Origin of the sequence: Cytobacillus luteolus, from assembly GCF_017873715.1 — a bacterium.
GTDB lineage: Bacteria > Bacillota > Bacilli > Bacillales > Bacillaceae_L > Bacillus_BV > Bacillus_BV luteola.
The window spans coordinates 352,933-377,342 of sequence record NZ_JAGGKM010000005.1 but is presented as its reverse complement, the minus strand read 5'-3'; the positions used below and the strand labels follow the sequence as shown (position 1 = coordinate 377,342).

Here is a 24,410-nt window from a genome sequence, read left to right as displayed (position 1 = left end):
TTAATTTTTAATTAAACTTATGCCTGTCATTTCTAAAGGCTTACTAACTTTTAATAAATCCAAAACAGTCGGAGCTAAATCTCCCAATATGCCATCCTGACGTAATTCGATTCCATCTTGCGTAACGATAACTGGAACAGGATTGGTCGTATGAGCTGTCATTGGAGTTCCTTCTAACGTGATCACTTCATCTGCGTTGCCATGGTCAGCAGTAATAATTGCCGTTCCACCTTTAGCAATGATAGCATCTACAATCTGACCTAAGCATTCATCTACTACTTCGATTGCTTTAACTGTAGGTTCCAACATTCCTGAATGTCCAACCATATCTGGGTTTGCAAAGTTTAAGATGATTGCGTCATGCTTATCTGCTTTTATTTCTTTTAAAAGAGCATCCTTCACTTCATATGCACTCATTTCAGGTTGCAAGTCATACGTTGCAACCTTTGGAGAGTCAATTAATATTCTCTCTTCTCCAGGAAACTCCGCTTCGCGCCCTCCGCTCATAAAGAAAGTTACATGCGGATACTTTTCAGTCTCTGCAATTCGTAGCTGCTTTAATCCATTTTGGGCTAAAACTTCACCAAGTGTATTATCCAAATTCGTTGGTTTGAATGCTACATAACCTTGAACGGTCTCACTAAAGTGGGTTAGGCACACAAAATTTAAATCCTTAGGATGTTTCTCTCCACGTTCAAATGACCTAAAATCTTCGTTCGTAAATGTATTCGAGATTTGAATCGCACGGTCAGGACGGAAGTTATAGAAAATAACAGCGTCATTATCCTGGATCGTAGCAACTGGTGAACCATCTTGTTTTAAAATAACAGATGGTAAAACGAATTCATCATAGATGCCATTTTCATAGGAATCGTTGACACATTCTAGTGCACTTTGATACGTTGGTCCTTCACCATACACCATCGCTCGGTATGCTTTTTCAACACGTTCCCAGCGCTTATCACGGTCCATCGAGTAGTATCGACCAGATATCGTAGCAATTTCACCAACACCTATTTTTCTCATCTCTTCATTCAATTCTTCAACATATTGTTTCGCTGTTTGAGGTCCAACATCCCTACCATCTAGAAATCCGTGTACATACACATTTTTTACACCTTCAGCAGCTGCTAGCTTTAACAATGCATATAGATGCTGAATATGACTATGTACACCTCCGTCAGATAACAAGCCGAATACATGAAGGTTGGAGTTTTTCTCTTTAGTATGAGTCATTGCCTGAAGGAATGTTTCATTTTGTTCAAATTCACCTTCACGAATCGCAACATTTACTCTCGTTAAACTTTGGTAAACCACTCGTCCAGCACCAATATTTAAATGCCCAACCTCTGAATTCCCCATTTGTCCTTCTGGTAAACCAACAGCTTCCCCGCTAGCAACTAATGAAGCATGAGGATATTGATTCCAGTAACGGTCAAAGTTTGGCTTATTTGCATGGGTTACAGCATTTCCCTTTGTTTCTTCACGTAGCGCAAATCCATCTAAAATAATGAGAGCAACTGGCTTATTACTCATTATTACCTGCCTCCAACAATTGTAGGAAACTCGCAGCCTCTAAGCTTGCACCACCAACTAATGCACCATCGATATGTGGTTGAGATAGATATTCTTTAATATTCGTTGGTTTAACACTTCCACCATACTGAATACGAACATCATCAGCTACAGCGCTTGAGAATTGCTCAGCTACAATTTTACGGATGTAACCACACGTCTCGTTTGCTTCTTCTGCAGAAGATGACTTACCTGTGCCTATTGCCCAAATTGGTTCATAAGCAATTACGACATTTTTGGCTTGCTCTTCAGTTAAGCCAGTTAGTGCCTTTTGAATTTGTGAGCCCACAATTTCATTTGTTTGTCCTGCTTCACGTTGTTCTAATGTTTCACCACAACAAACAATCGGTGTTAACCCATGCTGGAAAGCTGCAAGTGTTTTCTTGTTTACTGTTTCATCTGTTTCTGCAAACATTTCACGGCGCTCAGAATGCCCGATAATTACGTAGCTTACTCCTACATCCTTTAAGGCAACAGGGCTTACTTCGCCTGTAAACGCGCCACTTTCTTCAAAGTGCATAGTTTGAGCACCGATTTTTAATTCTGTACCTTTTGCGCTTAATACTAATTGTGCTAAAAATAGTGAAGGTGCACATACGACTGAATCTACAACTTGTGATGATGGAATAAGACCTTTTACCTCATCAACAAATGAAGTAGCTTCTGAAAGAACTTTGTGCATTTTCCAGTTTCCTGCGATAATTGGCTTCCTCATGCTACACCTCTCTCATTTCGTTTTTTAAAAATTAGCGATCGTTTAAAGCAACCACTCCTGGAAGTGCTTTGCCTTCCATGAATTCTAGGGATGCTCCTCCGCCTGTTGAGATGTGGTCCATTTTTTCTGCATAATTAAATTTCTCAACAGCTGCTGCAGAATCTCCACCACCTATGACGGTGTATGTATTTTCTGCATTAGCAAGTGCTTGTGCTACAGACTTCGTACCATTTGCAAATGCTTCTAGTTCAAACACGCCCATTGGTCCGTTCCAAATAACTAGTTTAGAGTTAGCAATCACATCACTATATAATTTGCTAGTTTCAGGTCCAATATCCAAGGCTTCCCAATCAAATGGAATCGAATCGATTGCAACTACTTTTGTATTTGCATCATTTGAAAAGTCATCTGCAACGACAGCATCAACCGGCATGTAGAATTTAACGCCTTTTTCTTTTGCTTTTTCCATAAAGGACCTTGCTAAATCAACTTTATCTTCCTCTAGAAGTGACTTACCTACTTCATGGCCTTGTGCTTTTACAAATGTATAAGCTAGTCCACCACCGATAATTAAGTTATCAACTTTTTCTAGTAGGTTTTCGATCACTCCGATTTTATCTTTAACCTTTGCTCCACCAATGATTGCTGTAAATGGTCTATCTGGGTTTGATAGAGCTTTACCTAATACCTCAAGTTCTTTTTCCATTAATAAACCTGATACAGCTGGTAGGTAATTCGCAATTCCTTCTGTTGATGCATGAGCTCGGTGTGCTGCACCAAAGGCATCGTTTACATAAATATCTGCTAACTCTGCAAAAGACTTTGCTAATTCTGAATCGTTCTTTTCTTCTCCAGGATAAAAACGTACATTTTCAAGTAGTAAAACATCACCTTGATTCAATTCCTCAATCTTCTGTTTTACCGAATCCCCATACGCTTCATCTGTTTTATGTACTTCTTTTCCTAACAGTTCACTTAAACGTCCAGCCACTGCTGTTAAGCGCATTTCCTCAACAACCTCACCCTTGGGACGTCCTAGATGACTAGCTAATATTACCTTCGCGCCTTTTTCAGTTAAAAACTGAATGGTAGGAAGTGCTGCGCGGATTCTTGTATCATCTGAAACTGCGCCATCTTTCATCGGAACATTAAAATCAACACGGCAAAATACTCGTTTTCCATTTACTTCGATATCTCTAACCGATTTTTTGTTCATTTAATACCCTCCGTTTCCATATTGTTTGTTCAAGAAGGAGGACAAAAAGAGCCGAGAAGTTCGAGGAAGTGCAGCCTCCGAGCACCAGAGCGTATGCTTATAATACGTGAGGAGTGGAGGAGCAAGCTGACGAAGAAATTCGACAGTTATTTTTCCCGGACTTTTTGAACAACCTCTAATACTTAAAAATAGGAGAGGGGTATCTGCCCCTCTCCCCTTTGTTTAACACCAACATCTATTATAGTATTAGTTTGGTTAATATACCAAGAAAATCCAAGGCTATTTTTCGACAGAAGAACGATCTTATAAACCTTTTGAAGCGATATAGTCAACAAGGTCAACTACACGGTGAGAATATCCACTTTCGTTATCATACCAAGAAATAACTTTAACCATGCTTCCTTCCATTACCATTGTAGATAATGCATCGATTGTTGAAGAAGCTGGGCTACCGTTGTAGTCACTTGATACTAATGGCTCTTCGCTATAGTAAAGGATTCCTTTTAACTCATTTTCAGAAGCTGCTTTAAATGCTGCATTCACATCTTCAGCTGTAACATCTGTGTTAAGCTCAGCAACAAGGTCAACTAATGAAACGTTAGGAGTTGGTACACGCATTGCTCCACCATTTAGTTTTCCTTTTAATTCTGGAAGAACTAATGAAACTGCTTTTGCTGCCCCAGTTGAAGTTGGGATAATATTTTCTGCAGCGGCACGAGCACGACGATAGTCTTTATGTGGTAAATCTAGAATTTGTTGGTCATTTGTGTATGAGTGAACAGTTGTCATCATTCCACGTTTAATACCGAATTTATCATTAAGTACCTTTGCAAATGGTGCTAAACAGTTTGTAGTACAAGATGCATTCGAGATAACGTGATGGTTAGCTGCATCATAATTTTCATGGTTTACACCCATTACAATTGTGATATCTTCATCTGACGCAGGAGCTGAGATGATTACCTTTTTAGCACCAGCTTCTAAATGTTTAGCTGCATCTGAACGCTTTGTAAAACGACCAGTTGATTCAATAACTACATCAACACCAAGGTCTCCCCAACCTAATAAAGCTGGATCACGTTCTGCTTTAACTAAAATTTCTTTCCCATTTACCACTAGGTTTGTGCCATTAACAGATACTTCAGCATCAAGTTTGCCGTGAACTGTATCATATTTTAATAGATGTGCAAGCATGTTAGCATCGGTTAAATCATTTACAGCCACAACATCAATGTTTGGGTTGTTTAAAGCTGCACGAAATACGATACGACCAATACGACCAAAACCGTTAATACCTACTTTAATTGCCATTTTAAAATTTCCTCCTTTAGTTGACTAAACATTAATAATTTTAAGTATGTGATTCTACCAATTGATTGGCAGCACCTTCATCTGTAATTAAAATGGAATGAGGCGCTTGCTTCATGTATGATTCAATTGCCTTAGCCTTTGAAGCACCACCCGCAACCGCAATAACATGTTCAATTTTGTCTAAATGCTCAAGCTGAATACCAATCGTTTGAACCTTATGAACAACAATACCCTCTTGGTTAAAATAATAACCAAATGCCTCGGCAACTCCATGTGACGCTATGATTTTCTGTACATCCTCTGGAGAGGTTTTTCTACGTTCTGCCATTGTTATAGCATCTCCAATACCATGAACAACAATACTTGAGGACTTAATTAGATCAAGGACATCTTGGATAGAGGGTTCTGCTACAAAAGATTGATAGGCATCAGGACTTACAACATCTGGTACATGTAAAAGTCGGTAATTACCTACTGCCTTCTCTGCCATTTTTGCGCAGATTGTATTTGCTTGATTTTCAACATGTTCACCTAAACCACCACGGGCTGGCACGAAGAGCATATCGCGATTTTTAAAATCGGCAGTCATCATCTCAGCTACAGCAGCAAGGGTTGTTCCACCTGTTACAGCAATGATATTTCTATCTGTTAGGTACTCCTTCATCCTTGTAATAGTAGCTCTTCCCATTTCTTTTTTTACCCAAGGGAAAACATCACTATCTCCTGAAACAACGATAACATCTCTTAGTTTTAATTTTTTCTTCAGTTTTGATTCCAAAACTTTTAAACCAGATACTTCTTTCATCAATTCCTCTAGTTGAAGAAACAAAATCGTTCCTTCTTCTGTTAGACTCATACCGGATGAACCTATATCGATAAGGTCTTGATCTTTCAAAAATTGAACTTCGGCCCGAAGAATTCGTTCAGTAAGTTCAAGACTTGTAGATAAGCTTCTTCTTCCAATAGGTTGCATCAACCGTATGTATTTCAGGATATTGTAACGCTTCTGCATAACTTCAAGTAAATCAGGTAACAATTTACTTTGAATCTCAAGAATTGACTTCACTGAAATTTCCCCTTTTTACCAGACGGGACATTTTATGTCCCTATATGACATATTATGTCCCACTAGTCGTAAAAAAAATCACTGAAGGCTACTTCATCAATGATTTCTATCTTTACAAGTATATTCTATCAGTAGTAAAAACGTTATTCAATAGGCGTTTTATCAAGTAAACGCTTTCTTATTGAATCTTTATCGACAATTCCATAAGTAATCTCTTCACCATCAATTTCAACGACTGGAATCATGATTTGATATTTCTCTAACAGGACATCATCCTGATATATATCAACTTCTTCAATTGTTATAGGAAATTCTTCCCCTAATTTCTCAAGAACTACTTTTGCTTTCATACAAAGAGGACAATCTAGTTTTGAATACATGATGATTTTTGTTTTTTCCAAGTGAAACACATCCTAACATTAATCATATCTTTTTCTTTGTGAAGAGGATAGAATCCCAAGTTGATCACGATATTTTGCAATGGTTCGTCTTGAAACCACTATGTTATGCTCATCTTTTAATATTTCCACAATTTTCTGGTCGGATAATGGTTTCTTTTTATCTTCTTCTGAAACGATTTTTTCAATCATTTCCTTAACCCCTGCTGAAGATGTTTCTTCACCTGAATTGGCTGTTTGGATTGCACTACTAAAAAAAGACTTCATTTCCACTACGCCATAAGGAGTCTGAACATACTTATCACGACATGTACGACTAACAGTTGATTCATGTACATCGATCGCGTCAGCAACTTCCTTCATCGTAAGGGGTCTTAAATAGGTAGTCCCTTTTAAAAAATAATCAGGTTGTCTTTGAATAATTTCATTCATAACATGTAAGATTGTCTGTTTTCGTTGCTCTAGACTTTTTATAATCCATTGACATTGTTGTGCCTTTTCTTTTAAGTACGAACGGGCTTGTGCATCGTTTACTGTTTCCAGCGAGTTATAATACTGGAGATTAAGTGAGACCTTAGGTAACAACTCATCATGTAAGTTAATTTCAATATTCCCATTTTCTACAGTGACAGAAAGATCAGGAGTAATGTAATCTTGTTTCCCGTCATAAAAGGCATTACCCGGACGAGGGTTCAGTGTAACGATAAGATCACTAACCTCCTGGATTGTTTTTAAATCATAAGAAGTTTGCTTCGAAAGCTCTCTCCATGATTTGGAGGCGAATAAGTCAAAATGATTACTAATTATATCTTCAGCAGATCGATGTCTATTAGGAAGTCTTTTAAGTTGAAGCAGTAAAGATTCCTTCACACTTCTAGCTCCAACTCCTGCAGGATCTAAATTTTTTATTAAATTCAATGTATTTTCCACTAACTCTTCAGTTATAGAAAGATTTGCAGCAATTTCATCACTGTCCATTGTTAAATATCCATTATGGTCTAATAAATCAATGATATATTCAGCGATTTTACGCTGATATGGCTCTAGTTTAATTAAAGACACCTGTTCACTTAAGTGTTGATGTAAGGTTTTTTGGTGTAAGTCGACAAAATCTAAGGGATTCATTCTTTCTGCTCTTTTTAATGGTGCTTTCTTCTTACTATATAAATTAGCTTCTGCGCCAGAAATTTCGATTAGTGGGTTTTCAAGGGTCTGCTCCTGTAAAAATTCAGACAGCTCGAGTGAAGAATATTGTAGTAACGTAATAGCTTGTGTTAATTCTTTTGTCATTGTTAACTTTAGTGACTGTTGTTGAAATAACCCTACTCTCATATTCATTCACACCCCTCCTCACTGTATGCCCTTTCAAAAGCCATTTGTATCTTATTTTACATCATCCTCCTTGTATGGTGAATGGCAAATTGTTGGGAATGACTTTTCGTATGTATTTTTTAAAACGAGAGATAGATGCTAATTGTAAGGGGGGATGTAATTATGAGAAAAAATGAAGTTATATACGCTGGTCCATTGACAGGAACACTAGCAGAGGCAAAAGAAAAAGGATTTAGCGAAGAATTCGGTGAGGAATTTGACCCAATCCAGCAAATGTGGCGTGTGAATCCAGTTGATGAAGCAGACTACGATGGTACAATTGGATATAAAGATGCATAACAAAAAACAAAAACCGTCTTACCTCTAAAAAGGTAAAACGGTTATTTTTACGCCCTCGACAGGATTCGAACCCACCCTAAGAGAACCGGAATCTCTTGTGCTATCCACTACACTACGAGGGCATTACAATAAATGTAAACACTGCATTCATCATTATAAGTTAGATTTATTTCCATTGCAAGACATTTTAAAGGGTTAAAAAATCACAATCAAGGGTATCATGGTGATTGTGGTTTTACTTTTTACATATAATTTACTAAGGTCCTTTGAGTACTGTTTTGATTTGTAACTTTATTATTTATATGAGTGGATTGGAGCGGAAGGCACTTGACTCCTGCGGGAGATGAGGAAAGGTCGAGACCCCACAGGCGGCAACGCCGAGGAGGCTCGACTTCCTCCCCGCGGAAAGCAAGTGCCTGAAGCGCAAAGGAACGGGCAAGATACAATTTGCATATTAAAAAGAGGTAATAACTACCCCTCAGTAGAAATAGGATAGTGGTAGCAAGACCTTTCGTTTGACCTTAGTTGACCTTAGTTGTATGATAAACATATACATATTTGAAGAACTAATTAAAGGAGGAACAATTTACATGAACTTAATACCTACAGTCATTGAACAAACAAACCGTGGCGAACGCGCATACGATATCTACTCACGTCTTTTAAAAGACCGTATTATTATGTTAGGTAGCGCAATTGACGATAATGTTGCAAACTCAATCGTTTCTCAATTATTATTCCTAGCTGCAGAAGATCCAGAAAAAGATATCTCACTTTACATCAATAGCCCAGGTGGATCTATCACAGCTGGTATGGCTATTTATGACACAATGCAGTTTATCAAGCCAAAAGTGTCTACAATTTGTATCGGTATGGCAGCTTCTATGGGAGCTTTCCTATTAGCAGCTGGTGAAAAAGGAAAACGTTTTGCACTTCCTAACAGTGAAGTAATGATTCACCAACCACTTGGTGGAGCACAAGGGCAAGCAACTGAAATTGAAATTGCAGCTAAACGTATTCTATTCTTACGTGATAAGCTTAATACAATCCTTTCAGAGCGTACAGGTCAGCCATTAGAAGTGATTGAGCGTGATACAGAGCGCGATAACTTTATGACTGCTGAAAAAGCTCTTGATTATGGACTAATTGATCAAGTGTTAACAAGAAAGCCTGATGAAGGTCCTGCTAGTAAATAAAAGTATAAGATGAGGAAGGTGTCCCTTAGTTTGTAGGGACACCTTTTTTGTGTGGTGATTGGGATTTGGATTTCGACTCGTTCTTTTATTTCTCGCTCAACCTGTCCCAATCACCTCTGGATTCGGACTCGTTCCTGCATTCACTCGCTCAACCTGTACGAATCACCTCTGGATTCAGACTCGTTCCTGTACTCCTTCACTCAACCTGTCCGAATCAGCCTTGAATTCAGACTCGTTCCTGTTCTCCATCACTCAACCTGCCCCAATCAGCCTCGAATTCAGATTCGTTCCTGTACTCCATCACTCAACCTGTCCGAATCAACCAGGGAACAGACTCGTTCTTGCATTTTAGGTGAACAAAAAAAGGCCCCCTCACTTAACCGTGATTGGCCTTTCCTCATTTATCCTTCTTGTTGTACAAATGTTGCTAAAGCTTCTAAAGCTTCTGCTTCATCATTACCATCAGCAGCTAACGTAATTGTAGCTCTAGAGCCGACTGCTAAGCTCATTAGACCCATGATACTTTTCGCATTTACCTTTTTGCCATCTTTCTCTAGGAAAATATCTGAAGAATACTTATTTGCCTCTTGAACGAAAAGGGCAGCTGGACGCGCCTGTAAACCTGTTTTTAATAATACCTCTACTTGTTTTTCAACCATTGTGAATTCCTCCTCTATTTTTTTGTTTTTTAGTTATCTGAAATCGGATGTCCGGCACGTATTTTATCTGCTATTTCGTCAATCTTCCGCAAGCGGTGATTGATTCCTGATTTACTGATTTTTCCTGTTGAAACCATTTCTCCGAGTTCTTTTAAAGTGACATCAGCATAATTAACACGAAGCTCTGCAATTTCACGAAGCTTCTCTGGCAATGCAGTTAGACCAACAGTTGATTCTATGAATCGAATATTTTCAACCTGTCGCAGTGCAGCACCAATCGTTTTATTTAAATTGGCTGTCTCACAGTTTACAAGACGGTTCACGGAATTTCTCATATCGCGAACAATTCTTATATCTTCAAAGCGAAGCAATGCACTATGAGCCCCAATTATATTCAAAAATTCAGTAATTCTTTCTGCTTCTTTAAGATAAGTAATATACCCTTTTTTGCGCTCTAGTGTTTTTGCATTTAAGCCAAAAGAATTCATTAATTCACACAAGGATTCAATATGTTCTTTGTAGAGTGAGAAAATTTCTAGATGATAAGACGATGTTTCTGGGTTATTAACAGAACCGCCTGCTAAAAATGCCCCTCGTAGATAGGAACGTTTACAGCACTTTTTAGCAATGAGCTCCTTTGAAATATCATATAAAAACGAAAAGCCCTCATCGCTGTTAACGATCTTTAAATCTTCTAGAATTTCCTGTGCGCGCTCTACAAGGCGAACGATATAAACATTATTTTTTTTCAGTCTCATCTTTTTACGAACAAGTAGCTCAATTGTTACACTGTATTCTGCTTTTAATAATGTATATATTCTACGGGCAATTGCTGCATTTTCCGTTTGAATATCTAGGACTAGTTTTCTATTCGAAAAGGAGAGTGAGCCATTCATTCGAATTAAAGCAGATAGTTCAGCATGAACACAGCAAGGCTTTAATTGTATATTTGTAAGTTCTTTCTTTGTCTCTGATGCAAATGACACAACATCACCCCCGTGTAGATGGTTAGAAAGTGCATCCGTTTGCACTTTTTATTATAAATGATTTCGTAAATTAATTCCCCTCTAAAACACGGGCTGAATCAACTAATTTATATAAGATTGAAGCTACTTTGGACGTATCATGACGTATCACTTCGTCTTCGTAACTAATAATATTGCCATGGATGATTTCAAGGCCTAGTTCAGAAAGGCGCTGCAGGTCGTAATCAACGGATTGTGCAAGCTCTTTTGCATATTTCGCCTTAATTTTATCAGGAATTCCTTCATCATTCACTAAAATCATATCAAGAAATGATGTATTCATATGTTGATATAAGGCTTTTACATGATCACTTGCTGTGTAATTTAAGGTCTCACCAGCCTGAGTCATCACGTTACATATATAAACCTTTTTTGCTTTAGCTTTTATGACTTCTTCTCCGATTTTTGGCACTAGTAAGTTTGGAAGAATACTTGTATATAGACTACCAGGACCAATAATAATCAAGTCAGCTTCGCGGATCGCTGACAAGGTTTCATTCACTGGTTCAATGTCTTGAGGTGTTAGAAAGACTCGTTTAATTTCCTTACCTGAGTATGGAATTTTTGACTCCCCAGAAACAACTGTTCCATCTTCCATTTCGGCATGTAATATAACACTTCTGTTTGCAGCAGGTAACACTCGTCCTCGTACGTTTAACACCTTGCTCATCTCACTTATAGCATGTACGAAATCACCTGTAATTGTTGTCATTGCTGCTAGAATTAGATTGCCAAGTGAATGCCCAGACAACCCACTTCCATTTTTAAATCGATGCTGAAACAACTCTTCAACTAAGGGTTCTACATCTGACAATGCCGCTATTACATTCCGTATATCCCCAGGTGGAGGAATATCCATCTCATCACGAAGTCTACCAGAGCTGCCACCATCATCCGCAACGGTTACAATCGCAGTAATATCGAGAGGATACTTTTTTAACCCTCTAAGTAAAACGGAAAGCCCTGTTCCCCCACCGATTATGACAATTCTAGGTTGTTTTGCTTTCTTCATAGCTATTCCTTCCTCTTATCAATATCGCGATGAGAGACAATGGTTTTGTATTCATTCGAAAAATATTTACCGAGATATTCAGCAAGTGTTACAGAGCGGTGCTGTCCACCAGTGCAACCTATTGCGATAACTAACTGACTCTTTCCTTCTCGCTTGTAGTAAGGAAGCATAAAGGCCAATAAATCAATTAATTTTTCAGCAAATTTTTGAGTTTCTCCCCATTTTAAAACATAAGATGATACTTCTTCATCAAGTCCTGTTTTCGGTCTAAGTGTATCGATATAGTGAGGATTCGGTAAAAATCTCACATCGAAAACTAGGTCGGCATCAATAGGAATGCCATATTTAAATCCAAATGAAAAGACATTCACCGAGAAAGTCTGAGAAGAATGTGTTGAAAACTGCTTAAGAATTTTCTCACGTAGCTCTCTTGGTTTTAGGTTAGACGTATCATATATTAATTGTGCTCTACCCTTTAACTCCTCAAGAACTTCTCTCTCATTCTCAATTCCTGTTAGTGGTGAACCGTTATTTGCCAACGGGTGAGAGCGACGAGTTTCTTTATAACGACTTACTAAAATAGAGTCTTTTGCATCCAAAAATAGGATCTGTGGGGTAATCCATGATTTTTCAGTGATATCATCTAGTGCTTCAAAAAGACTCTCAAAGAATTCTCTTCCACGCAAGTCCATCACTAATGCTACTTTATTCATTTTACTTCCTGACTCTTTCATAAGCTCTAAAAACTTAGGAAGTAAAGAAGGTGGTAAATTATCTACACAAAAGTAGCCAAGGTCTTCAAAACTTTGAATAGCAACTGTTTTTCCAGCCCCGGACATTCCTGTGATTATCACTAATTGAATATCACTTGTAGAACCTGTACTCATTATTTTACCTCCAATATACAAGATATAGTTAACTAGGATCTAAGCGATAGGCAAGTAGTTCAAAATTGGGGGTATAAGTAAAGGTTCCGTAAATCGTACCACTCCCCTTAATTAAGTAGTCAATGATATGAAAATCACCTGGTGCCATCGGAAGATCGCTCACCTTATCAATTTCATGCCAAGAAACCTTTCCCTCTTCAGATTCATCCACATTTTCCCCATCATATTCTGATGCATAGAAAGTGAACATCATCCATTCGGAAACGATTTCCTCTTGGTCTTTAATAATAAAAGTAAAAATCCCCTTTATTGTAGGATTTTTTAAATATATTCCTGTTTCTTCTCGATATTCTCTTACACACGAATCTTTAACAGATTCTCCTTGCTCCATTTTCCCACCCGGTGCTACCCACCAGCCTCTGCTTGGTTTTTGAAGTAGAAGAACTTTATTGTCTTTCACAAGAACGCAGTTAGTCACCCTTTGCACACATTTCACCCCGAGTCGAACAGCTAGGTGCTGTATATATATGTATTTACCTATCCCGCTGCATGTAAATGAAAGCATTATCATTTATTATACTATTTAAAGTAATGTGTAACAATGAACAAGATATGTATAAAAAATTTTTGTAATGTAATATTCTAAAAGTTTATTACGAATTAGTTTTGTTTAGGTTTCACGTTTCATAGCGTTTTCATGATAAACATGTCCATTGTCCTATTTTTCAGTACTTTTTATATAAAAAAGGGGCACAGGAAAGGGAACCTGTGCCTAACAAGTATCTAATATATAAAAGGGGGTCAATTACTTAACCTCATCATACTAGAAAAATATTTCATGCGTGTTACAACAGAGTTAAATAGTAGTTACTTTTTTATGAAGGACGAGTTTACATTGACACATACCCGTTGAGTTCAGCGGAAGGTACTCGCTTTCCGCGGGCGGTCCGGGGAGCCTCCTCGTCGCTTTGCTCCTGTGGGGTCTCCCCTGCCCCTCACTCCCGCAGGAGTCTCGTACCTTCCGCTGAACTCAACAAGCTTCAAAAAATATAAAGCTTTACTATTGCAAATAAAAAAGTGCCAGGAGCTCCTGACACTTCTTATTATTGACGCTCTTTTAGTTTTTCCATTAGTGATTCGATATAGTGTTGGGCGCTTTGGGCTGCGATGCTTCCGTCGCCTGTTGCGGTTACGATTTGGCGAAGTGTTTTTTCGCGGATGTCTCCTGCTGCAAAAATTCCTTCGACTCTTGTTTCCATTTGGTCGTTTGTCTCGATATAACCGTTTGCATTTGTAATTCCAAGACCTTCGAATGGCTTAGAAAGTGGAACCATTCCAACGTAGATAAAAACACCATCTGCGCTAAATTCTCGTTCTTCTCCAGTTTTAGCATCTGTTAAAATAACGCTACCGACTTTTCCATCTTTATCTTTGATTTCTTTCACTGTTGTATTCCAAATAAAATCAACTTTTTCATTGTCAAATGCTCGTTTTTGAAGAATCTTCTGAGCGCGTAGTTCATCACGACGGTGAACAATTGTTACTTTTGTCGCAAAACGAGTTAGGTAAACACCTTCCTCAACCGCAGAGTCTCCTCCACCAACAACGACTAGTTCTTTTCCTTTAAAGAATGCCCCATCACAAACTGCACAGTAAGAAACACCGCGTCCGCCAAGTTCTTTTTCACCTGGTGCACCTAGCTTTTTATACTCAGCACCTGTTGTGATAATTATAGCGCGTGCTTTATATTGTTTACTTCCAGCAATAACTGTTTTATATTCTTCTCCATCAATAACTTCCTTAATATCTCCGTATGCATATTCAGCACCAAACTTCTTCGCATGCTCAAACATTTTTGTGGAAAGATCAGGACCTAAGATATGATCAAACCCAGGGTAGTTTTCTACTTCCTCTGTATTTGCCATTTGTCCACCAGGTACTCCACGTTCAAGCATTAGGGTAGAAAGATTCGCACGAGATGTATAAACAGCAGCAGTCATACCAGCAGGACCAGCACCTGCAATGATAACATCATAAATTTTTTCTTCAGACATTGTATTGACACTCCTTCAATGCAAATAATAACGTAAATTGTTACTCTCGATTCATACATACAAAATATAGTGTATCCAACTACTATCCTATAAAAACAAGTAATAAAACGCCACAAATTTGCTCACACAAAAGCGTAAGCGCATCGATCAGCCCCGACAAGCAAATGTTCTGTGACAGAAAAAGTCTGCACTTCGACTTTTTATGGTACAGGTTATTTGACCTCGAGGGGCTAGGCGCTGGAGCTGGACGTAGTCATAAAAAATACCCCTTGGTCAGGGGCATTCTATACCTCAAATAAGCTTTGCACGATTTTTACATACTTACTTAAGGTTGATTGAGAGATCTCATATTTTTCACTTATGTGTTTTTTTGTAGTGGGCTGTTGTTGGAGTGTTCTCCACACAAACTCTGAAGCTGCAGCCCATGCCAAGGTATTTGATAATGAATATTCCTCATTCATTAACTGGTCGTAGAGCATGAACCAAGTTAGATATAATTCCTCAAGAAATTCATCTGTACCTTGATTATGTTTAAAAAGGGAGTCTGCTACTTTATATCCATCTTCTATATATACTGGTCCTTTGAAGATTGATTTTTTGTTAAAGGAATGCCAAACAAATTCTGCAAATTCTTTTTCAAGAGTAGAGTACAGCTGATTTTCCTTTAAATCAATACATGAGACCGGGCTATTGGATTTACTTGCAAGAAATAATCCATAAAGACGTTCTTCAATAAAGTCACCCTGTAACCATTTATCGTGTGGATGACTGATGGTTAGTAAAGAATTTGGTCGGTCCCCAGACCAAGGCTCTGTTCCTTTTTTATCAGGATTATCCTCAATTACTCGCTTCCATGCATTTTCAGCGATTGAGATGTTCCCTGTAAAGTATGCAGAATAAGCAAGCCAATAATAAAACGTTTCGTCACCATCAAATCCTTGTCTTTGCAGCGTTCTTAACCATTTAAAAGCCAAATCATAACGGCCAATCAGACCAAAGGTTGCACCTAATTTATAACGATGTTCAACTAAGATTGGATAGATACACTCAAGTTTTTTCGTAAGCTCTTTTACCTTCCTGTTTTTTCTTTGATAGTAAAGGAAGACAAGCATATTACAAAGTGCGTGAAGATTTCCTGGATTTTTAGCCAACACTTCCTCTAGCAAGCGCGATGCAGTAGCGATTTCTCCGGTATAAAAATGCGCTAGTGCCAGGTTATTATATGCTGACCAGAATTCAGGATATTCTTGTGTGATTTCATTTAATAGCTCAATCGCCTCCTGGAGATTACCTGTCTCCAAAAGTTCACGAGCTTGCTCTTGTTTTAAAATCAATTCATCTTCTACTTCGAAATCTATATCGTCATCTGCTGATTCAATGGATAGTAAGTCTAGCAGGTCTTCTGTATCTTCGACAAATTCACCATCTGGATCGTGTTTCAAGTACATTGTTGCATATTTGTTTGATTCTTGAAACAAGCCTAAATGGGCATAGTTATTCGCCATAAAGTACATACACTCTGTCATATCACTATCAATCTCATTAAGTATGGTTGCATGTAGTTTATTAGATTGTTGATAATTTCCAAGGTCCGTAAGTACAACTGCTAATTGGCATAGAAACATGGGGTCTCTAGGCTCTAACTGAATGGCTCTTTGTAAGTATTTTCTGGCACTGTTTAGGTCGCGTTTGCGATACGCTTTAAGGCCTTTATTAAAATAATACTCACCAGTTTGCACAAACGGTAATATTAGGGCAGTCTGTTGAACTTCAGTATATGTGCGTTTTCCCATTTGTTCCTCCAGTTTCTATAATCTCACCGAAGGTAGTATAACACATAGCTAAGGCGATACATAGTAGTAGATTGGAATTGGTGGTTAGTTTTCTAAAAAGATAAATTGGTAGTTTACACTTTATGTTGAATTCAGTAGGATGAAATAGGGTGATAGAATAATGAAGAAAATAGGAATTGGATTTCTCATCTTACTAGGTCTCGGTTTCTTTGCAGTACAGTATGTATGGAAAGAAACTTCTGTCAAAATAATGGATACAGCGCTTGCTCAAACAAAAACCTTACCCGAAATGAAGGAGTTATTGAATGACCCAAGTATACAGGCGCTCCTTAAAGACGAAAAACTTCTTGAAGAAAGCAACCTTCCCTTCACAACTAAAGAAGAAGCCATTAAGGTTGTAACAGGCGCTTTTTCCGCACGTGAAATTGCAAGTATCACCACGATTGTTGCTAATGGTGTCACTGAAGAAGAGAAAGTTGAATTAAAAGAAATGGTCCTGAATAGATTAACACCAGAAGAACTTAACGCACTGATGATACTAGCACTAAAAGAACAACAAAAAGAGCAATAGCTAAGTTATAATAAAATAATAGCAGACTAAATCAAAATGATTTGGTCTGCTATTTTAGATTACTAACTTATTAGCGCCTCTTCTGCAAAGCATCAAGCACTTCATCAAGCGGTAACTTTTGTTCACGAAGTAAGACTAATAGGTGGTAAAGTAGGTCAGCTACTTCCCATTTTAGTTCTTCGGGGTCGCGATTTTTGGCTGCAATAATTACTTCTCCACTTTCCTCGCCGACCTTTTTCAGTATTTTGTCTACGCCTTTTTCAAATAAGTAAGTCGTATAAGAACCCTCTGGCATTTCTGCTTCTCGTGTTGCAATTAGTGCTTCAAGTTCGTTGATGATGGCAAAGCGTTCACTTTCCTTTTGGATTGTCTCCAGCTCTAGTAAGCTATCACTGAAACACGTGTAATTTCCTTTATGACAAGCTGGACCAGCAGGCGTCACCAATACTAAGATTGCATCTTGATCACAATCATAGCGAAGGTCTAAAATTTGTTGCGTGTTGCCTGAGGTTGCACCTTTATGCCAAAGCTCTTGTCTTGAACGGCTATAAAACCACGTTTCTTTTGTTTCAATTGATTTTTTCAACGATTCTTCATTCATATAAGCAAGGGTAAGGACCTCTTTACTGTTCGCATCTTGAACGATTGCTGGAACGAGACCTTTTTCATCAAATTTTATAGAAGCTGTATTCATCTCACAATCATTCCCTTCTCTTTTAAATAGTCCTTTACTTCCTTAACGGATGTTTCTTTATAGTGGAATATACTTGCCGCTAATGCTGCATCTGCTTTCCCTTCCGTAAATGCATCGAAAAAGTGCTCCTTGTTTCCAGCTCCACCTGAAGCAATAACAGGAACCGTAACAGCAGAACTTACTGCTGAAGTTAACGGTAAGTTGAAACCATTTTTTTCTCCATCACTATCCATGCTCGTTAATAAAATTTCACCTGCACCACGTTTAACAGCTTCCTTCGCCCATGCCACAACTTCCCACTCTGTTGCATTCCGACCACCATGTGTATAAACGCGCCACGAACCAAGTGATTCATCGTATTTTGCATCGATTGCAACAACGATACATTGTGAGCCAAAAAAGCGAGAGCCTTCGTTAATCAAGTCGGGATTGAGTAACGCAGCAGTATTTAGGGACACTTTATCCGCACCAGCGCGCAGAATTCGTTTCATATCTTCAAGTGAGTTAATTCCCCCACCTACTGTAAATGGAATCGCTAATTGTGCTGCAACCTGTTCAATGACCTCTACCATTGTTTTACGTCCTTCATGTGAGGCAGATATATCTAGGAATACAAGCTCATCTGCTCTTTCTTCATCATAAAACTTTGCAAGTTCAACCGGATCTCCAGCATCACGAAGTCCAACAAATTGAACCCCTTTTACCACTCTACCGTCTTTCACATCTAAACACGGGATAATTCGTTTTGTAATCATACAGATGACACCTCACGGATAGCCTCGCTTACTGTGAACATGTTCGTATACAGTGCTTTACCTACAATCGCTCCACCAACACCTGATTGTGCGAATTTAGACAGCTGCACTAAGTCAGCAAGTGAACTTACTCCTCCTGAAGCAATCACTTCTTTACCAGTCGCTTCAGCCATTGTCACAACAGCATCAATGTTTGGTCCTGAAAGCATTCCATCTGTAGCGATATCTGTAAAAATAAACGTCTCCGCACCCGCTTGAGCTAGTTCTATCCCTAAGTCTGTTGCCTTAATCGAAGAGGTATTTAACCAACCTTCTGTTGCTACATAGCCATCTTTTGCATCAATTCCGATAGCAATTTTAGCTCCGTATCTCTTTAACATTTCTTTTACAAAGTCAGGATTTGAAATCGCAGCACTTCCTAAAATAACGCGGTCTACCCCGTTTTCTATGTAATAAGCCACATCCTCAAGCGTACGAATTCCGCCACCGATTTGTACCTTAACATTCAGTTTTTTAGCTACCTCAAGTACATATTGATCATTAACACGTTGCCCTTGTTTAGCACCATCAAGGTCAACCATATGTATCCATTCAGCTCCATCACTTGCAAATAGTTGTGCCATTTCAAAAGGTGAGTCACCATAAACAGTCTCTTGATTATAGTCTCCTTGAATTAACCGAACACATTTGCCACCTCTCATATCGATGGCTGGATAAATTGAAAATGAACTCATACTGTTTCCCTCTCTTCAACAATTGCTGCAAAATTCTTTAATATCGATAAGCCGATTTCACTTGATTTTTCCGGGTGAAATTGTGTTCCAAACACATTTCCTTTTCCCACTACGGCCGGAACCTCAACATCATATGAACTACTAGCTAAAATAACATCGTTGTCTTCTGTTTTTACATAATAAGAATGAACAAAGTATACATGTCCTTGTTCAACACCCTCTAATAGAGGTGAATCATTTTTAAATAAAAGTTGATTCCAGCCCATATGTGGAACCTTGTATGCTTCTCCGTTTTCAGTCACTCCAGGAATTCGAATCACTTGCCCTGGTAGCAAAGAAAGACCTTTCGTTAAACCATTCTCTTCACTTTCTTCAAAAAGCAATTGCATTCCAAGACATATGCCAAGCAGTGGTTTACCTTCATTAACATAGTCTTGTATAAACGATGCTAAGCCAGTATTTTTTAAAATCTCCATCGCATCTTTAAACGAACCAACCCCCGGTAAAATGAGGCCCTTCATTTGTTTTAAAACGCTAGGATCTTCTGAAATCACGTACTCATAATTCATTCGCTCCAGTGCTTTGCTAACACTGAACAAATTCCCCATTCCATAATCAATAATTCCTAGCATTCTATAACAATCCCTTCGTTGATGGGACCCCCTTAATTCGTGGGTCAACCGTCGTTGCTTCATCTAATGCACGACCTAATGCTTTAAACACTGCCTCAATCATGTGATGCGTGTTGTGACCATAGTGAACAATTACATGCAAGTTCATTCTCGCTTCAAGAGCAAGCTTCCATAGGAACTCATGAACAAGCTCTGTATCGAATGTACCAACCTGTTTACTTGGGAATTCGGCTCTAAACTCGAGGTGTGGACGGTTACTTAAATCAATCACAACTTGAGCCAGTGTCTCATCCATTGGAACAAATGCATTGCCGTAACGTTTAATACCCTTTTTGTCACCTAAAGCTTCTCTTAACGCTTGACCGATACAAATTCCAATATCTTCAGTTGTATGGTGACCATCAACCTCGATATCACCATCTGCATTTACGATTAAATCAAACTGTCCATGCTTCGCAAAAAGATCAAGCATATGACTTAAAAACGGAACACCTGTCTCTAACTCAGTTCTTCCCTCTCCATCAATTGAAAATCCTAATTCTATATCTGTTTCATTTGTTTTACGTTGAATTGTTGCTTGACGTGACATGAACATTCCTCCATTTGGGTTTTTCGACAAGTGCCACGCACTTGTCGATTGCTTTGGACTATAAAGTGCGTTTCGACAAATGCGTGGCACTTGTCGAATTACTTCTTCAAACGCTCTTCAACTGCTCGTGCATGTGCTTCTAAGCCTTCTAATCGTGCAAAGGCTGCAATTTTAGCTCCGTTTTGTTTAAGGGCTTTTTCACTATATGAAATGATACTCGATTTTTTCACAAAATCATCTACGTTTAATGGACTTGAGAATCGGGCTGTTCCGTTTGTTGGAAGCACATGATTTGGACCAGCAAAGTAATCTCCAACCGGCTCAGAGCTAAATCTCCCAACGAATATAGCTCCTGCATGTTTAATTTTACCGATTTGCTCCATTGCATCTTCAGTGATAATTTCTAAGTGCTCTGGGGCCAATTCATTAACGACTTTAATCGCCTCATCAAGAGTTGAAGTGACATAGATGGCACCATAATCACGTATTGAAGCCTCTGCAATCTCTCTTTTTGGAAGCGTTGAGAGCTGTTTTTCTACTTCTAATGCTACTTGTTCAGCAAGCTCAGATGAAGGTGTAACAAGAATACTAGACGCACGTTCATCATGCTCTGCTTGAGACAATAGGTCTGCAGCCACCTCATTTGGTAGAGCGGTTTCATCTGCCAAAACAACAATCTCACTTGGCCCAGCGATCATATCAATGTCTACATCTCCAAACACCTCGCGTTTAGCTAATGCAACGTAGATATTTCCGGGTCCAATGATTTTATCAACAGGTAAAACGGACTCTGTTCCATAAGCAAGTGCTGCCACAGCCTGAGCTCCGCCAACCTTATAGATTTCTTTTACACCTAATTCACTAGCCGCAACTAAAACGGCTGCAGGAAGATGTCCATCCTTACCAACTGGTGAGGTCATTACGATTCGTTCAACACCAGCTACCTGTGCAGGAATGACATTCATCAGAACTGATGATGGATATGCTGCCTTTCCACCAGGGACGTACACACCTACTGCGTCAATTGGCGTTATTTTTTGGCCAAGAATCGTTCCGTCTTCCTTCATCGTCACCCATGATTCCCTGACTTGACGTGAATGGAAATCACGGATATTCTCTGCTGCTTCACGGATGATATTTATCGTTTCTGAGTTAACCTGTTTAAAGGCCAATGCTACCTCTTCCTCTGTTACCCTAAGAGAAGATAAAGCAACTCCATCAAATTTTTCTGTATAGTTTAACAGTGCTGTATCGCCGTTCTTTTTAACATCCTCAATGATGGAAAGAACAGTCTGTCTCTGTTCTTCTGTACCGTTTTCCAAGGAACGTTTTAAAGAAACCGAAGATGTTACATACTGAATTCTCATATTCTCCAATCCCTTCTGTAAAAGACTACTAGAGTCCATCTACCACATTGGACAATCTTTCAACTAGATCGTCTATTCGTTGATCTTTTAAACGATAGCTTACTGGATTGACTATGATTCGAGACGTTATGTCTGTAATTCTCTCTAACTCTACAAGGCCATTTTCCTTAAGTGTACGTCCCGTTGACACGATGTCTACGATTCGATCAGCCAGGCCAATTAATGGCGCTAACTCTATTGAACCATTCAACTTAATAATTTCCACCTGCTCACCTTGTTCTCGAAAATAACTAGAAGCAACGTTCGGATATTTTGTTGCTACTTTCGGTGCAACTCCTTGTACTTTCGCACCAGGAATACCCGCGACAGCAAGATAGCAATGGCTAATTTTCAAATCAAGTACCTCATAAACATCACGCTCTTCTTCGAGCATAACATCTTTTCCAGCGATTCCCAGGTCTGCTACACCATGCTCAACATATGTAGTCACATCCATCGGCTTTGCCAGGATAAAACGAATCTTTTCTTCTGGAACATCAATAATTAGTTTACGTGAATCTTCGAATTCAGGTGGAAGTTGATACCCCGCTTTACGTAATAACTCAGCAGCCTCTTCAAATATTCTACCTTTTGGCATTGCAATTGTTAAAAGGTCTCCCATTACTTTGCCTCCGTCTTTGACTTATTACCAATAAAATACGTCACTTCAGAAAATGAACTTGTGCAAGCATCGATATCTTTTACTCCTGAGATATCCTGTAATACCACGCGTTCACCTTGCTCTCTTTTTTCTTCAGCATAACGAATTGCTTCTTTTCGATTTTCCGGGCTAAAAATAACACATTGAATGTTGTTAGGCTTTTCATCTAGATCTAGTGCTTCAATCAGACGATCAATGTGTATACCAAAACCGGTTGCCGACTCCGGACGATTAAACTTATTAAACAGTTGATCATAGCGACCACCATTTCCTAATAGAAATCCAACCTTTGGTCCGTACACTTCAAATAAAATACCTGTGTAATAGCTCATGTGACTTACTAAGTTAAAGTCTATTTTAATATAGTCAGCAACACCATAGGCTTCTAAACTTTGCCAGAGTTGCTCAAGTTCATCAACCATCTCTCGACCAGTAGTACTTTCTACAAGCTCTCTTGCCGCAGAGATTTTCGTCATATCTCCTCTTAACTTGAGAAGTTCCAGCAGACGTTGTTTATCAATAGATGATAGAGAAAGACTTTTCACATGCTCGCGATAGCCTACATAATTTTTTTCATAAAGATAACGTCTCAGAACATTGGCTCTATCTTCATTCCCAACTATCTCTAAAAATAAGGTATTCACGTATCCGATATGACCGATGGCAACTGTGAAGTGTTCTAACCCTGATTTTTTCAGAGAGGAAATCATTAAAGCAATTGCCTCAGCATCCGCACTGATGGTCCCATCCCCTATACACTCTACGCCAATTTGTTCAAATTCAGCTGGTCTTCCGCCTTCCCGCTGCTGTGCACGAAAGACATTGGCAGCATAGGCTAGTCTTAGTGGATAACCTTCTTTATATAGCTTAGATGCAGCAACCCTCGCAATCGGCGCAGTCATATCTGGTCTTAATACCAAAGAATGTCCTTGTTGATCAAGCAGTTTAAATAATTGTTGATCTAAAATTGCTGATGCATTCCCAATCGTTTCATAGTATTCAAGTGTTGGGGTTTCAATAAATTGATAGCCCCATTTTTCAATTTCATCAGACATTCTATTTCGAACCAGCTTTTTTGTTTCAAATAGAGCTGGTAGTGTATCACGCATTCCGAGTGGCTTTTCAAACATGAATAACTTAGACACATTCACACTTCCTTTTTTGTGCTAGATTTATATGTTAGCCAGTTTGGCCATTGTAAGAACATTATAAAATACTTTAGTTCGCTAATATGCTAATAAGATAAAGTTATTTTAAAGTTTACACTGCTATTGTAGGTTCGTCAACCAAAAATGAAGTATTTTAGCTCTTAGATCGAATCGCAGAAGATATTGACCGAAATGCTTTGTTATTTTTAACTAGTTCTACATTTAGTCAAGATTTAGTCACAATATATTAATATAACTTTATTTTGAAAACGCTTTCTTTGTTGCTAATTCTGATTTCCTGTAGTTCAGCTATTTATTGAGAAAAAACGTTCAATCTTTGTTCATTATTTTCACAATTTATTATACAAAATCATGATATTCTTAACTCGAGAACAGAATAGAGGTGATAAACATGATGCTATGTGAATGGAAGAACTTTTCTTCAGACACAGAATCTTATACACTAGAAAGCTTCGAAGATCTAATTGGTGATGAGTTTGAATCTATGATGTTTAAAGATGATGAAACGATACCAGCTTTTATTTGGACTGTGAACTATGTAGTCATTGTTAAAAGGTGTTCAAAGCTTTATACAGATATTTCCTTTGAAAAAATCCCAAGAAACCCAGTATGTGAATAATT

Annotated in this window: 26 protein-coding genes and 1 tRNA gene; 4 read left to right on the top strand and 23 right to left on the bottom strand. The window is 38.5% G+C overall.

Features of this window, described 5'->3' with window-relative positions; genetic code table 11:
* The 7 genes from gpmI to rpoN form a co-directional block, all read right to left on the bottom strand.
* On the bottom strand, positions 1-1,536 hold the full coding sequence (gpmI, locus tag J2Z26_RS16310) for a 2,3-bisphosphoglycerate-independent phosphoglycerate mutase (RefSeq protein WP_193534460.1): 1,536 nt from the start codon (positions 1,534-1,536) through the stop codon (positions 1-3).
* The gene (gene tpiA, locus J2Z26_RS16305; protein WP_193534461.1) at positions 1,529-2,290 is read right to left on the bottom strand and encodes a triose-phosphate isomerase; all 762 of its coding nucleotides are present in this window, start codon (positions 2,288-2,290) and stop codon (positions 1,529-1,531) included. The genes gpmI and tpiA overlap by 8 nt, the downstream gene beginning before the upstream one ends.
* A gap of 31 nt (positions 2,291-2,321) precedes the next feature.
* Complete coding sequence (locus J2Z26_RS16300; protein WP_193534462.1) at positions 2,322-3,506, bottom strand: phosphoglycerate kinase; 1,185 nt, start codon at positions 3,504-3,506, stop codon at positions 2,322-2,324.
* A gap of 303 nt (positions 3,507-3,809) precedes the next feature.
* Positions 3,810-4,817, bottom strand: a complete 1,008-nt coding sequence (gap, locus tag J2Z26_RS16295) for a type I glyceraldehyde-3-phosphate dehydrogenase (RefSeq protein WP_193534463.1) — start codon at positions 4,815-4,817, stop codon at positions 3,810-3,812.
* Between the two features lie 40 nt (positions 4,818-4,857).
* Positions 4,858-5,883 carry a sugar-binding transcriptional regulator gene (locus J2Z26_RS16290; RefSeq protein ID WP_209794384.1) on the bottom strand — a complete coding sequence of 342 codons (1,026 nt, stop codon included), beginning with the start codon at positions 5,881-5,883 and terminating at the stop codon, positions 4,858-4,860.
* A 143-nt stretch (positions 5,884-6,026) separates the two neighbouring features.
* Positions 6,027-6,263: a glutaredoxin family protein gene (locus J2Z26_RS16285; RefSeq protein WP_193534779.1), complete on the bottom strand. Its 237-nt coding sequence runs from the start codon at positions 6,261-6,263 to the stop codon at positions 6,027-6,029.
* 39 nt (positions 6,264-6,302) lie between these two features.
* A complete protein-coding gene (rpoN, locus tag J2Z26_RS16280; RefSeq protein ID WP_193534464.1) occupies positions 6,303-7,619 on the bottom strand; it encodes an RNA polymerase factor sigma-54 in 1,317 nt (438 codons plus the stop codon).
* A gap of 156 nt (positions 7,620-7,775) precedes the next feature.
* Between rpoN and J2Z26_RS16275 the strand changes: the two genes are divergently transcribed.
* Entirely contained in the window at positions 7,776-7,952 is a 177-nt protein-coding gene (locus J2Z26_RS16275) for a hypothetical protein (protein ID WP_193534465.1), read from the top strand.
* A gap of 50 nt (positions 7,953-8,002) precedes the next feature.
* Here the strand turns inward: J2Z26_RS16275 and J2Z26_RS16270 are convergent.
* Positions 8,003-8,074, bottom strand: a tRNA-Arg gene (locus tag J2Z26_RS16270).
* A gap of 468 nt (positions 8,075-8,542) precedes the next feature.
* Here J2Z26_RS16270 and clpP point away from each other — a divergent pair.
* Positions 8,543-9,148 carry an ATP-dependent Clp endopeptidase proteolytic subunit ClpP gene (clpP, locus tag J2Z26_RS16265; protein WP_193534466.1) on the top strand — a complete coding sequence of 202 codons (606 nt, stop codon included), beginning with the start codon at positions 8,543-8,545 and terminating at the stop codon, positions 9,146-9,148.
* Between the two features lie 401 nt (positions 9,149-9,549).
* Here clpP and J2Z26_RS16260 read toward each other — a convergent pair whose 3' ends face one another.
* From J2Z26_RS16260 to J2Z26_RS16230, 7 genes are all read right to left on the bottom strand, one after another.
* The gene (locus J2Z26_RS16260; protein WP_193534467.1) at positions 9,550-9,807 is read right to left on the bottom strand and encodes an HPr family phosphocarrier protein; all 258 of its coding nucleotides are present in this window, start codon (positions 9,805-9,807) and stop codon (positions 9,550-9,552) included.
* A 29-nt stretch (positions 9,808-9,836) separates the two neighbouring features.
* On the bottom strand, positions 9,837-10,793 hold the full coding sequence (gene whiA / locus J2Z26_RS16255) for a DNA-binding protein WhiA (RefSeq protein ID WP_193534780.1): 957 nt from the start codon (positions 10,791-10,793) through the stop codon (positions 9,837-9,839).
* A gap of 70 nt (positions 10,794-10,863) precedes the next feature.
* The gene (locus tag J2Z26_RS16250) at positions 10,864-11,844 is read right to left on the bottom strand and encodes a gluconeogenesis factor YvcK family protein (protein WP_193534468.1); all 981 of its coding nucleotides are present in this window, start codon (positions 11,842-11,844) and stop codon (positions 10,864-10,866) included.
* A 2-nt stretch (positions 11,845-11,846) separates the two neighbouring features.
* Positions 11,847-12,731 (bottom strand): RNase adapter RapZ, encoded by an 885-nt coding sequence (gene rapZ, locus J2Z26_RS16245; RefSeq protein WP_193534469.1) that lies wholly within the window; start codon positions 12,729-12,731, stop codon positions 11,847-11,849.
* 28 nt (positions 12,732-12,759) lie between these two features.
* Entirely contained in the window at positions 12,760-13,218 is a 459-nt protein-coding gene (locus tag J2Z26_RS16240) for an 8-oxo-dGTP diphosphatase (protein ID WP_193534470.1), read from the bottom strand.
* A gap of 616 nt (positions 13,219-13,834) precedes the next feature.
* The gene (trxB, locus tag J2Z26_RS16235; RefSeq protein ID WP_193534471.1) at positions 13,835-14,785 is read right to left on the bottom strand and encodes a thioredoxin-disulfide reductase; all 951 of its coding nucleotides are present in this window, start codon (positions 14,783-14,785) and stop codon (positions 13,835-13,837) included.
* A gap of 284 nt (positions 14,786-15,069) precedes the next feature.
* Positions 15,070-16,578, bottom strand: a complete 1,509-nt coding sequence (locus J2Z26_RS16230; RefSeq protein WP_193534472.1) for a tetratricopeptide repeat protein — start codon at positions 16,576-16,578, stop codon at positions 15,070-15,072.
* Positions 16,579-16,738: 160 nt separating this feature from the next.
* Here J2Z26_RS16230 and J2Z26_RS16225 point away from each other — a divergent pair, with 160 nt between their 5' ends.
* The gene (locus tag J2Z26_RS16225) at positions 16,739-17,149 is read left to right on the top strand and encodes a hypothetical protein (protein ID WP_193534473.1); all 411 of its coding nucleotides are present in this window, start codon (positions 16,739-16,741) and stop codon (positions 17,147-17,149) included.
* A 70-nt stretch (positions 17,150-17,219) separates the two neighbouring features.
* Here the strand turns inward: J2Z26_RS16225 and hisIE are convergent, their stop codons facing one another.
* From hisIE to J2Z26_RS16185, 8 genes are all read right to left on the bottom strand, one after another.
* Positions 17,220-17,843 carry a bifunctional phosphoribosyl-AMP cyclohydrolase/phosphoribosyl-ATP diphosphatase HisIE gene (gene hisIE, locus J2Z26_RS16220; RefSeq protein WP_193534474.1) on the bottom strand — a complete coding sequence of 208 codons (624 nt, stop codon included), beginning with the start codon at positions 17,841-17,843 and terminating at the stop codon, positions 17,220-17,222.
* The gene (gene hisF / locus J2Z26_RS16215) at positions 17,840-18,598 is read right to left on the bottom strand and encodes an imidazole glycerol phosphate synthase subunit HisF (protein WP_193534475.1); all 759 of its coding nucleotides are present in this window, start codon (positions 18,596-18,598) and stop codon (positions 17,840-17,842) included. Before hisF ends, hisIE begins: the two co-directional genes overlap by 4 nt.
* Positions 18,595-19,332, bottom strand: a complete 738-nt coding sequence (gene hisA, locus J2Z26_RS16210) for a 1-(5-phosphoribosyl)-5-[(5-phosphoribosylamino)methylideneamino]imidazole-4-carboxamide isomerase (RefSeq protein WP_193534476.1) — start codon at positions 19,330-19,332, stop codon at positions 18,595-18,597. The genes hisF and hisA overlap by 4 nt, the downstream gene beginning before the upstream one ends.
* Entirely contained in the window at positions 19,329-19,964 is a 636-nt protein-coding gene (gene hisH, locus J2Z26_RS16205) for an imidazole glycerol phosphate synthase subunit HisH (RefSeq protein ID WP_193534477.1), read from the bottom strand. Before hisH ends, hisA begins: the two co-directional genes overlap by 4 nt.
* A 1-nt stretch (position 19,965) precedes the next feature.
* The gene (gene hisB / locus J2Z26_RS16200) at positions 19,966-20,553 is read right to left on the bottom strand and encodes an imidazoleglycerol-phosphate dehydratase HisB (RefSeq protein WP_193534478.1); all 588 of its coding nucleotides are present in this window, start codon (positions 20,551-20,553) and stop codon (positions 19,966-19,968) included.
* Between the two features lie 98 nt (positions 20,554-20,651).
* A complete protein-coding gene (hisD, locus tag J2Z26_RS16195; RefSeq protein ID WP_193534781.1) occupies positions 20,652-21,920 on the bottom strand; it encodes a histidinol dehydrogenase in 1,269 nt (422 codons plus the stop codon).
* Between the two features lie 28 nt (positions 21,921-21,948).
* Entirely contained in the window at positions 21,949-22,581 is a 633-nt protein-coding gene (hisG, locus tag J2Z26_RS16190; protein ID WP_193534479.1) for an ATP phosphoribosyltransferase, read from the bottom strand.
* Complete coding sequence (locus J2Z26_RS16185; protein WP_319638013.1) at positions 22,581-23,765, bottom strand: ATP phosphoribosyltransferase regulatory subunit; 1,185 nt, start codon at positions 23,763-23,765, stop codon at positions 22,581-22,583. The genes hisG and J2Z26_RS16185 overlap by 1 nt, the downstream gene beginning before the upstream one ends.
* 415 nt (positions 23,766-24,180) lie before the next feature.
* Between J2Z26_RS16185 and J2Z26_RS16180 the strand changes: the two genes are divergently transcribed.
* Positions 24,181-24,408, top strand: coding sequence for a hypothetical protein (locus J2Z26_RS16180; RefSeq protein WP_193534480.1), 228 nt, complete (start codon positions 24,181-24,183; stop codon positions 24,406-24,408).
* Positions 24,409-24,410: the final 2 nt, after the last annotated feature.